The organism is Vreelandella neptunia (assembly GCF_034479615.1).
GTDB lineage: Bacteria > Pseudomonadota > Gammaproteobacteria > Pseudomonadales > Halomonadaceae > Vreelandella > Vreelandella neptunia.
The window spans coordinates 633,497-644,815 of sequence record NZ_CP140255.1 but is presented as its reverse complement, the minus strand read 5'-3'; the positions used below and the strand labels follow the sequence as shown (position 1 = coordinate 644,815).

The 11,319-nt window shown below is 56.9% G+C and carries 6 protein-coding genes; 1 reads left to right on the top strand and 5 read right to left on the bottom strand.

The genetic code is table 11. From position 1 onward, the window contains the following. Nucleotides 1–147 precede the first annotated feature (147 nt). The gene (gene fdxA / locus SR894_RS03065; RefSeq protein ID WP_007111508.1) at nucleotides 148–471 is read left to right on the top strand and encodes a ferredoxin FdxA; all 324 of its coding nucleotides are present in this window, start codon (nucleotides 148–150) and stop codon (nucleotides 469–471) included. A 564-nt stretch (nucleotides 472–1,035) separates the two neighbouring features. Here fdxA and eno read toward each other — a convergent pair. The 5 genes from eno to gltB all read right to left on the bottom strand — a co-directional run bounded on the left by eno (nucleotide 1,036) and on the right by gltB (nucleotide 11,264). Next, on the bottom strand, nucleotides 1,036–2,325 hold the full coding sequence (gene eno, locus SR894_RS03060; RefSeq protein ID WP_223287899.1) for a phosphopyruvate hydratase: 1,290 nt from the start codon (nucleotides 2,323–2,325) through the stop codon (nucleotides 1,036–1,038). Between the two features lie 47 nt (nucleotides 2,326–2,372). Continuing rightward, nucleotides 2,373–3,236 carry a 3-deoxy-8-phosphooctulonate synthase gene (kdsA, locus tag SR894_RS03055; protein ID WP_133730787.1) on the bottom strand — a complete coding sequence of 288 codons (864 nt, stop codon included), beginning with the start codon at nucleotides 3,234–3,236 and terminating at the stop codon, nucleotides 2,373–2,375. 12 nt (nucleotides 3,237–3,248) lie between these two features. Beyond that, the gene (locus SR894_RS03050) at nucleotides 3,249–4,904 is read right to left on the bottom strand and encodes a CTP synthase (protein WP_223287900.1); all 1,656 of its coding nucleotides are present in this window, start codon (nucleotides 4,902–4,904) and stop codon (nucleotides 3,249–3,251) included. Nucleotides 4,905–5,366: 462 nt separating this feature from the next. Further along, nucleotides 5,367–6,785, bottom strand: a complete 1,419-nt coding sequence (locus SR894_RS03045) for an FAD-dependent oxidoreductase (protein WP_133730789.1) — start codon at nucleotides 6,783–6,785, stop codon at nucleotides 5,367–5,369. Nucleotides 6,786–6,821: 36 nt separating this feature from the next. After that, nucleotides 6,822–11,264 (bottom strand): glutamate synthase large subunit, encoded by a 4,443-nt coding sequence (gene gltB / locus SR894_RS03040; RefSeq protein WP_223287901.1) that lies wholly within the window; start codon nucleotides 11,262–11,264, stop codon nucleotides 6,822–6,824. Between the last annotated feature and the right edge of the window lie 55 nt (nucleotides 11,265–11,319).

Sequence of the window (11,319 nt, the reverse complement as noted above, 5' to 3'; positions counted from 1 at the left end):
CAACTGGATTCAGATGGCGCTTGCCGCCAGGTAGGCGCACCTCTAGAATGTCGCTCAAACTTTTAGCTTATAAAAAACGGCTGATTTATAACCATTCACGATTGACCATGGCTGGGAGTTACCCGGCCCTGCAAGAGGGATAGCAAGATGACGTTTGTCGTTACCGAGAACTGCATCCAGTGCAAATACACCGACTGTGTGGAAGTCTGCCCGGTCGACTGTTTCTACGAGGGCCCGAACTTCCTGGTCATTCATCCTGACGAGTGTATCGACTGCGCGCTGTGTGAGCCCGAGTGCCCCGCCGAGGCGATATTCTCCGAGGATGAGCTGCCGGATGGGCAGGAGGCCTTTATCGAGATTAACGCTGAGATGGCCGAAGTATGGCCGAACATAGCCGAGCGAAAAGATCCGCTGCCAGACGCCGAAGAGTGGGATGGCAAGCCCGGGAAGCTTGAGAAATTAGAGCGCTAAACGCTGCGACGATTTAACATCAGCACATCGCTCTTTTTAAAGGCTCTCTTTAAAAACCACCTTTAAAACCAACGCTTGTTGTTAAAAACTGCGTTGGTTTTTTTGTGACATCGAAAGTACCGCGTCAAAGATGTGCCGCCAAATTACGGACAAAAAAAGGCGGCCCGTAGGCCGCCCGCTCCAAGCACTTCCTCTGACCACTCCCTGGATCAACCTCCTCAGATGACTTCCTTGCCGGGGCTTACCTCACTGTATCACCCGGCGCATCTGCCTACATCCCGCTGCATCCTGACTGAAGCGTCCTTGCCTCCCCTTGTCCTGTGTATATTGTGGCATATCACAGCGGCTTCTCAACAAAGCCAAAATCCAAAAAGGCGAGTCTAGTCGACTCGCCAATTTTCAAAAAGTACTTTAAAAACAATAAATTAAATTTAAATTAGTGGTAAATTAGGCTATTTCTTACCCCAAACCGAGCGAATCTCGTCGGCATTTGTAAGATATCTCTTACAAAATTTTGAGACATCTCTTACAAGCACCTCTAAAAATTCGCTCGATATCGACGTTTTACTGCCCTTTAATGGCTTTCAAACCGGGGTAGGCCACATCACCCAGCTCCGCTTCAATCACCAACAGACGGTTGTACTTGGCAACCCGGTCAGAGCGGCACAGTGAGCCCGTTTTGATCTGACCGGCACAGGTGCCCACTGCCAAATCCGCAATGGTGGTGTCTTCGGTTTCACCGGAGCGGTGAGAAATAACCGCCGTGAAGCCTGCATCCTGAGCCATCTTGATCGCATCCAACGTCTCGGAGAGCGAGCCGATCTGGTTGAACTTGATCAGGATAGAGTTACCGATCTGCTCATCAATACCGCGCTTGAGAATCTTGGTATTGGTGACGAATAGATCATCACCCACCAGCTGCACTTTATCGCCCAGCTTGTCGGTTAGCGCTTTCCAACCTGCCCAATCGGATTCATCCATGCCGTCTTCGATGGACACTATCGGGTAATCGGCGCACAGGCCTGCCAGGTAATCAGTAAAGCCTTGGGCGTCGTAGCTTTTGCCTTCACCGGAAAGGTTGTATTGACCGTCTTTGTAGAATTCGGAAGACGCGCAGTCCAGTGCTAGCGTTACGTCTTTACCCAGCTCATAGCCTGCATCGGCAACGGCCTGCTTAATAACCGCTAGCGCATCGGCGTTAGACGCCAGGTTAGGCGCAAAGCCACCCTCGTCACCGACGGATGTAGAGAGGCCTTTGGCCGAGAGCACTTTCTTCAGCGCGTGGAAAATTTCCGCGCCCATGCGCAGCCCTTCGCGGAAGTTAGGGGCGCCCACTGGCTGCACCATAAATTCCTGGATATCGACGTTGTTATCCGCGTGCTCGCCGCCGTTGATGATGTTCATCATTGGTACCGGCATGCTGTACTGGCCAGGTTGGCCGTAGAGCTCGGCAATATGAGCATACAGCGGCACGCCTTTGGCATTCGCAGCTGCTTTAGCCGCCGCCAGGGAAACCGCTAGAATGGCATTCGCCCCCAGGTTCGCCTTGTTCTCAGTGCCGTCCAGCGCCAGCATGGCATCGTCCAGGCCACGCTGATCACGCGCGTCCATACCCAGCAGCGCATCACGAATTTTGCCATTGACCGCATCGACTGCTTTCAGCACGCCCTTGCCCAGGTAGCGCGACTTATCGCCGTCGCGCAGCTCTAACGCTTCCCGGGAGCCGGTTGAGGCACCGCTGGGGGCACAGGCTTCACCGACAGCACCGCTAGCTAGACGGACGTGCGCTTGCACGGTCGGGTTACCACGAGAATCCAGCACTTCCAACGCACTGATAGCAACAATTTTGGTCATGGCAGTATCCTTTCCTGTTAGTCAGATAAAATTATTAATATAACGCCCTAGCGAATCGTTAGCGGCTCAAACCCTTTAACCAGCGCATCTAACTGCACAAGTTGAGTCAAGAACGGCTCTAATTGATCCAGCGGCAGCGCACAGGGCCCATCGCATTTGGCGTTGTCTGGGTCAGGGTGGGCTTCCAAAAACAGCCCTGCAAGGCCGACAGCCACACCTGCTCGGGCCAATTCGGCCACCTGTGCCCTACGACCGTCAGCACTGTCGGCACGCCCACCGGGGCGCTGCAGCGCATGGGTCACATCGAAAACTACCGGATAGCCGGTTTGCTTCATATCACCAAAGCCCAGCATATCAACAATCAGGTTGTTGTAACCAAAGCTTGAGCCGCGCTCGCAGAGCATCAGCCGGTCGTTACCGGCTTCCTGGAACTTGCTGAGGATATGGCGCATTTCATGGGGCGCCAAAAACTGCGGCTTTTTGATATTGATGACCGCACCGGTTTTGGCCATGGCGACCACCAAATCGGTTTGGCGAGCCAAAAAGGCCGGCAGTTGGATAATGTCAGCCACTTCAGCGGCTGCTTGCGCCTGCCAGGGCTCGTGCACGTCGGTGATGACCGGCACGTTGTGGCGAGCTTTGATATCGGCCAGGATCTGCAACCCTTTCTCGATACCCGGGCCGCGGTAGGAGTGAATCGAACTGCGATTGGCTTTATCGAAGCTGGCCTTGAACACGTAGGGCATACCCAGCTTCTGGGTCACCGTGACGTAAGCTTGGGCAACTTCGTCGGCAAGCTCGGCAGACTCCAGCACGTTCATGCCACCCAGCAGCATTAGCGGCAATGAATTGCCGGCAGTTAAGCCGGCAACATTAATATGACGCTCTTGCGATCCATCTTGAGAAGCCATGCTTTTGCCCTCTTATTCCTGCGCATTCGCATGGGCACGACTACGCGCTGTTTTGTGATCCAGGGCGGCGTTAACAAAGCCCGAGAACAGTGGGTGTCCATCACGGGGCGTCGACGTGAACTCTGGATGGAACTGACAGGCCACGTACCAGGGGTGATCCGCCAACTCGACCATTTCCACCAGCGACTGATCAACGCTCTTACCCGAGATAACCAGCCCGGCTTTTTCAAGCTCATCGATAAACTGATTATTGACCTCGAAGCGGTGACGATGACGCTCAACAATCTCGTCGGAACCATAGGCTTCGCGCGCTTTAGAACCCGACGCCAAATGACATACCTGGCCACCTAAGCGCATAGTGCCGCCCAGATCGGACGCCGCATCGCGCAGTTCGATTTTGCCTTCCGGGCTTAGCCATTCGGTGATCAAACCGACTACCGGGTGCTGGGTGTCGTGGGTGAACTCAGTAGAGTTGGCGTCGTTCCAGCCTGCCACATTACGGGCAAACTCAATCACCGCTACCTGCATACCCAGGCAAATCCCCAGATACGGTACGCTGTTTTCCCGGGCGAATTGAGCGGTCATAATTTTGCCCTCTACGCCGCGTTCGCCAAAGCCACCGGGCACCAGAATGGCGTCTTTACCTGCCAGGCGCTCAGTGCCATGACGCTCGATATCTTCGGAATCGATATAGTCGACGTTGACCTTGATACGGCCCTGGATACCGGCGTGAATCAGCGCTTCGTTGAGCGACTTGTAGGCATCCAGCAGCTCCATGTACTTACCGACCATGGCGATGCTGACGGATTTGAGCGGGTTGAGCTTGGCATCCAGCACCTTCACCCATTCAGATAAATCGGCGTCAGGCGCTTCAAGGCGCAGCTTATCGCAAACGATCTCGTCTAAGCCGTGCTCGTGGAGCATTAGCGGAATGCGATAGATGGTATCGGCATCCTGCAGCGGTACCACCGCACGCTCTTCGACGTTGGTGAACAGGGCGATTTTGCGGCGCTCGCTCTCTTCCAGCTCCACTTCGCTGCGGCAAATCAGAATATCCGGCTGGATACCGATAGAGCGCAGCTCTTTAACGCTGTGCTGGGTCGGTTTGGTTTTGGTCTCACCTGCCGTTTTGATGTAGGGCACCAGGGTCAGGTGCATAAACAGCGCGCGGTTGGCACCCTGTTCACTACGGATTTGGCGGATCGACTCAAGGAAAGGCAGCGATTCGATATCACCGACCGTTCCTCCGATCTCTACCAGCGCCACATCAAAACCTTCGCCGCCCGCGTAAACGCGCTGTTTAATCTCATCGGTGATATGCGGAATGACCTGAACGGTGCCACCAAGATAGTCGCCACGGCGCTCTTTGCGCAGTACGTGCTCGTAAACACGGCCGGTCGTAAAGTTGTTGCGCTGGGTCATTTTGGTGCGAATAAAGCGCTCGTAATGCCCGAGATCAAGATCGGTTTCGGCGCCATCTTCTGTGACGAACACCTCACCGTGCTGGAAGGGGCTCATGGTGCCCGGATCCACGTTGATGTACGGGTCGAGCTTGAGCATGGTGACCTTAAGGCCGCGGGCCTCTAAAATCGCCGCAAGCGAGGCGGAGGCGATGCCCTTGCCAAGAGAGGACACAACGCCGCCGGTCACGAAGATATATCGTGTCATGGATAACCTGTCGAAACGTGATCAGAAGGCACGGCAGAAAGCCACGCCAGGATGGGTCGACAGACTAGCAGATTACGACCTAAGGCTCAATTTGAACTACTCTTCGATTGGCTCGCCTGTATAAAAGGTCAATCGCGAGCTAAAGCTCCCTCCCACAATAGTTCCGAGCCTGATGAGAGTAAGGAGTGCTTGCAGCCCTTGTGGGAGCTTCAGTTCGAATCCTGATGGGACTCAGGTGGTGCTTGTTGCCCTTGTGGGAGGGAGCTTTAGCTCGCGAATGTGTGGGCTGCCAGCCCGATGAAATTAAGGGGTGCCTTCGGCACCCATCGCGCGCTAAAGCGCCCTCCCACAATATTCCTTAGCCTGGTGAGACTAAGAAGTGCCTGCAGCAATTGTGGGAGGGAGCTTCAGCGTGGTTCGACATTTCGGCGAAGGGTGCCGCAGGCACCCCATTGCTCCGATTTACACTCCCAGGTAATCCAGAATACCTTCGGCTGCCTGGCGGCCTTCGTAAATCGCTGTGACCACCAAATCAGAGCCGCGCACCATATCGCCACCGGCAAAGATTTTTTCGTTGCTGGTTTGGAACGCGTACTGGCCGTGCTCCGGCGCGGTGACGCGATCTCGCTCGTCGACCTGAATATTGGCGCTATCGAACCACGGTGCCGGGCTTGCCTGGAAGCCGAAAGCGATAACCACAGCATCCGCCGCAATGATCTCTTCAGAGCCCGGTACCACTTCAGGACGCTGACGGCCGTTTTCATCCGGCTCACCCAAGCGTGTGCGCACAACTTTCACGCCTTCGACCTTCTCTTCACCGACGACCGCCACCGGCTGACGGTTGAACAGAAACTCAACGCCCTCTTCACGAGCATTGGACACTTCACGGCGCGACCCCGGCATGTTGCCTTCGTCACGACGGTACGCACAGGTCACGCTGGTGGCGTTTTGACGAATCGAGGTACGGTTACAGTCCATCGCCGTATCACCGCCGCCCAGCACGACCACACGCTTACCTTCCATGGAGATATAGTCGTCGGGGTCTTTTTCAAAGCCCAGGCAGCGGTTGACGTTGGCAATCAGAAAATCGAGGGCTTTGTAAACGCCCGGCAGATCTTCACCAGGGAATCCGCCTTCCATGTATTTATAAGTCCCCATACCCAGGAACACGGCGTCGTACTCCTGCATCAAGGTCTCAAACTCGATATCGGTACCAATCTCGGTATTCAGGCGGAACTCGACGCCCATCTCTTCAAAGACCGCGCGGCGGCGCTCCATCACGCTTTTTTCCAGCTTGAACTCGGGAATACCAAAGGTCAGCAGGCCACCGATTTCCGGGTACTTGTCGAACACCACCGGCTTAACGCCGTTACGGGCCAAAATATCCGCACAGCCCAGGCCCGCAGGGCCTGCGCCAATGATGGCGACTTTTTTATCTGTCCAGGTAACGTGGGACATGTCCGGGCGCCAGCCCATGGCGAACGCGGTATCGGTGATGTACTTCTCCACCGAACCGATAGTCACCGCGCCGAAACCATCATTCAGCGTGCAGTCGCCTTCGCATAGGCGATCCTGCGGGCACACGCGACCACACACTTCGGGCAGCGAGTTGGTTTTGTGCGACAGCTCAGCGGCTTCAATGATGTTGCCTTCCACCACCAGCTGTAGCCAGTTGGGAATGTAGTTGTGCACCGGGCACTTCCACTCACAGTACGGGTTACCGCAGTGCAGGCAGCGATGCGCCTGACTGGCCGCATCGGTGGGTTTGAACGGTTCGTAAATTTCCGCAAACTCTTTGGCACGGGCGCGGGCGTCTTTCTTTTCCGGGTCTTTACGACCCACATCAACAAACTGAAAATCGTTATTTAAACGGTTAGCCATGATCTCTCTCCTGTCAGCGTGAGGGGCATAAGCGGGTTATTCCGGCTGACGCCGAGACTGATCCAGCAAACTACCCAAGCTGGCCGCTTTTGGCTTAACCAGCCAGAAGTGGCGCGCATAGTCGCTGAAGTCTTCCAAAATAGCCGCCCCACGCGCGGAACCCGTCGCGGCCACATAGGCTTCGATCATTTCACGCAGGTGACGACGATACGCCTCCATTGCCTCCGTGTTAACGCGGTGGATCTCGACCAGCTCGTGGTTGTACTTGTCCACGAAGGTGCGCTCTTCATCCAACACATAGGCAAACCCACCGGTCATGCCCGCGCCGAAGTTGACTCCGGTCTCTCCCAGCACACAGACCAAGCCGCCGGTCATATATTCGCAGCAGTGGTCGCCTGCGCCTTCAATCACCGCTGAAGCGCCGGAGTTACGTACCGCAAAGCGCTCACCCGCAGTGCCGGCGGCGAACAGCGTCCCGCCGGTGGCACCGTACAGACAGGTGTTGCCGATAATGGCCGTTTTATGGCTCTCGAACTGACTCACTTTGGGCGGCACAATCACAATACTGCCGCCGTTCATGCCCTTGCCGACGTAGTCGTTGGCGTCGCCTTCCAGGAAAAGATTCAGACCCCGAGCATTCCATACCCCGAAGCTCTGCCCCGCCACGCCGACGAAATTAGCCGTGACCGGCGCCGCTTCCAGCCCCTCTTCACCGTAGCGTTTGGCAATGGCACCCGAGGTGAGTGCGCCCACGCTGCGGTCACAGTTGGTAATGGTGAAATCAAACTCACCGCCCGACTGGCTTTCGATAGCATCTTTCAGCGCCGCCAGCACCTCTTTGTTTTTAGCGCCCGGGTCGTGAGGCACATTACGGCTGACCTTGCAGAACTGCGGCGCATCTTTAGGTACAAAGTCATTAGCCAGCAACGGCGTTAGATCGAGCTTGCGCTGGGAAGCGGTATTGCCTTCCAGTACTTCCAGCAGATCGGTACGCCCGATCAGGTCGGTGAGTTTGCGCACACCCAGCGCCGCCATCAGCTCACGCACTTCTTCGGCGATAAAACGGAAGTAGTTTTTGACCATGTCCACCGTACCGCGGAAGTGCTCGCCGCGCAGGAAATCATCCTGAGTGGCGACACCGGTGGCACAGTTGTTGAGGTGACAGATACGCAGGTACTTACAGCCCAATGCCACCATGGGCGCGGTGCCGAAGCCGAAGCTTTCAGCGCCCAGAATCGCCGCTTTCACTACATCCAGGCCGGTTTTCAGACCGCCGTCGGTCTGCAGGCGAATTTTGTCGCGCAGGCCGTTGATACGCAGCGCCTGGTGCACTTCCGGCAGCCCCAACTCCCAGGGCGAACCGGCGTGCTTGATCGAGGTCAGCGGGCTCGCCGCGGTGCCGCCATCGTAGCCAGACACGGTAATCAGATCCGCGTAGGCCTTGGCCACACCGGTGGCGATCGTGCCGATCCCCGGCTCGGAGACCAGCTTCACCGACACCTGGGCATCCGGATTGACCTGCTTAAGGTCAAAAATCAGCTGAGCCAAATCCTCGATAGAGTAAATATCGTGGTGCGGCGGCGGTGAAATCAGCGTCACACCGGGTACCGCGTAGCGCAGCCGTGCAATCAGCTGGTTTACCTTACCGCCGGGCAACTGACCGCCTTCGCCGGGTTTAGCACCCTGGGCAACCTTGATCTGCAGCACTTCCGCATTGACCAAGTACGCCGGGGTGACGCCAAAGCGGCCGGAGGCGATCTGCTTGATTTTAGAGCTACGGATAGTGCCGTAGCGCGACGGGTCTTCGCCGCCTTCACCAGAGTTTGAGCGGCCGCCCGCTTCGTTCATGGCCTGGGCCAGCGCTTCGTGGGCTTCTGGCGATAGCGCGCCCAGGGACATACCGGCGCTATCAAAGCGCGGCAGCAGATCTTCAACCGGCTCTACTTCATCCAGCGCAATCGGTGTCTCAGCAGGCTTGAGCTTGAGCAGGTCACGAATGGTGGCCACCGGACGCTCGTTCACCAGCTGGGCAAACTTCTTCCACTTGGTATAGCTGCCTTCCTGAACCGCCGCCTGCAGCGACATCACTACATCGGGGTTGTAGGCGTGGTACTCGTGGCCGTGAACATACTTGAACATGCCGCCCTGGGAGATGCCTTTACGGGGAATCCAGGCATCTTTAGCCAGCAGCGCCTGCTGCATCTGCAGCTCGGCAAAACCGGCGCCCTGAATGCGCGAAGCCATACCGACAAAGCACAGATCCATCACTTCATCTGCCAAGCCCACGGCTTCAAACAGCATCGACCCGCGATAAGAAGCCAGCGTCGAGATACCCATTTTAGACAGGATCTTGAACAGACCTTTCTGCAGGCCTTTACGGTAGTTCTCACGACCGTCCGCCGGGTTACCGGTCAGTTCGCCTGTGCGGTGCATATCCGCCATGACCTGATAGGCGAGCCACGGATAAACCGCCGTGGCGCCCACGCCAAACAGCACGGCCATTTGGTGGGCATCACGAGCGTAGCCGGTTTCCACCACAATGTTAGCGTTGGGGCGAAGCGCCAACCGGCCCAAGTGAGAGTGCACGGCGCCCACGGCCAGGGCGGCCTGAATGGGAATCAGCCCTTTCGTCAGTTCAGCGTCAGTGAGCACCAGAATGACTTTACCGGCGCGCACCTGAGCTTCGGCTTCTTCACACAGCGCTTTTAGCGCTTGATGCAGACTCTGCTGCTCAGGGTCGTATCCCAACGACAGCGTATAGCTGGCAAACGCCGGATCGTCCTGGCTAACCAGGGCGGTAAATTTGCGTGGCGACAGTACCGGCGTGGTCAAGATCAAGCGGTGGGCGTGCTCAGGCGTCGCTTTAAAGACGTTAAGCTCGGCGCCACAGCAGGTTTCCAGCGACATGACGATCGCTTCGCGCAGCGGGTCGATGGGCGGGTTAGTGACCTGGGCAAATTTCTGACGGAAGAAGTCCGTCAGCAGGCGCGGTCGGCTTGAAAGCACCGCCATGGGCGTATCGTCGCCCATGGAACCAACGGCTTCCTGGCCGCTTTCCGCCAGCGGACGCAGCACCTGGTCACGCTCTTCGAAGCTAACCTGGAACAATTTCTGCTGCACGTTGAGCGAATCGGTATCCATGGTTTGGAAACGCGCCAGCTCGGTCAGCGCCGACTCTAAATAGTTCGCCTCCTGCTTAAGCCAACGCTTATAGGGATAAGCAGACTTCAGCCGTTCATCTATATCCGTGGTATGCAGCACTTCGCCGGTTTCGGTATCCACGGCGAGCATTTGGCCAGGACCTACACGGCCTTTGGCAACTACGTCTTCCGGCTTATAGCCGTAGGTGCCGATTTCAGAGGCCAGGGTAATGTAGCCATTCTTGGTAATTACCCAGCGCGCCGGGCGCAGGCCGTTACGGTCGAGCATACACACCGCTTGACGTCCGTCGGTCATCACCACGCCCGCCGGGCCGTCCCACGGCTCCATATGCATGGAGTTGTATTCGTAGAAGGCGCGTAGCTCGGCGTCCATGGTTTCGACGTTCTGCCAGGCGGGCGGCACCATCATGCGTACTGCGCGGTGCAGCTCCATACCGCCGGTCAGCAGCACTTCCAGCATGTTGTCCATACTGGAGGAGTCGGAGCCGGTGGTGTTGACGATTTCGTCCAGCTCAGCGATGTCCGGCAGGCGGTCGTTAACGAAATTGGCTTTTCGCGAGTTCGCCCAGCCGCGGTTGGCTTCAATGGTGTTGATCTCACCGTTGTGGGCCAAAAGGCGGAACGGCTGCGCCAGTGGCCAGCGCGGCGCGGTATTGGTCGAGAAGCGCTGGTGGAACACGCAAATAGCGGTTTCCAGGCGCGGGTCATTCAAGTCCTGATAAAACGCCGGCAGGTCTTCCGGCATCACCAGACCTTTATAAGAGACCACTTCTGACGACAGTGAGGCGACGTAGAAGTCTTCTTCATCGCGCAGCGCCTGCTCGGCGCGGCGGCGGGCCATAAACAGGTCAACATCGAAGTGTTCGCCCTCGCCTGGCTGCACAAACAGCTGGCGAATACGCGGCAGGCAGTCCAGCGCCATGGGGCCGCACACGCTGGAATCGGTGGGCACATCACGCCAGCCAACCACGTTCAGCCCACGTGCTTCCAGCTCGCCCGTCAGGATATCGCGGGCATGCGCTTCACGGGCATCATCGTTGGGTAGAAACACCACACCCACAGCAAAGCGTTCGCCAAGCTCAGCATCAAACGCCTCTTTGGCCAGCGCCTGCATAAACGGGGTGGGCATTTTCAACAGCAGACCGCAGCCATCGCCGGTCTTGCCGTCGGCAGCGATACCACCCCGGTGGGTCATGCAGGTCAGGGATTCAATGGCAGTTTTCAGCAAATCATGGCTAGCCTGGCCTTCCATATGGGCAATCAGGCCAAAACCACAGTTATCGCGAAACTCGCCAGGCTGGTGAAGACCTCTATTCATGGGCGTGCCTCTACTAGTCAGCGTATTTTTTTAGCAGCGTGCTTATGGTATAAAG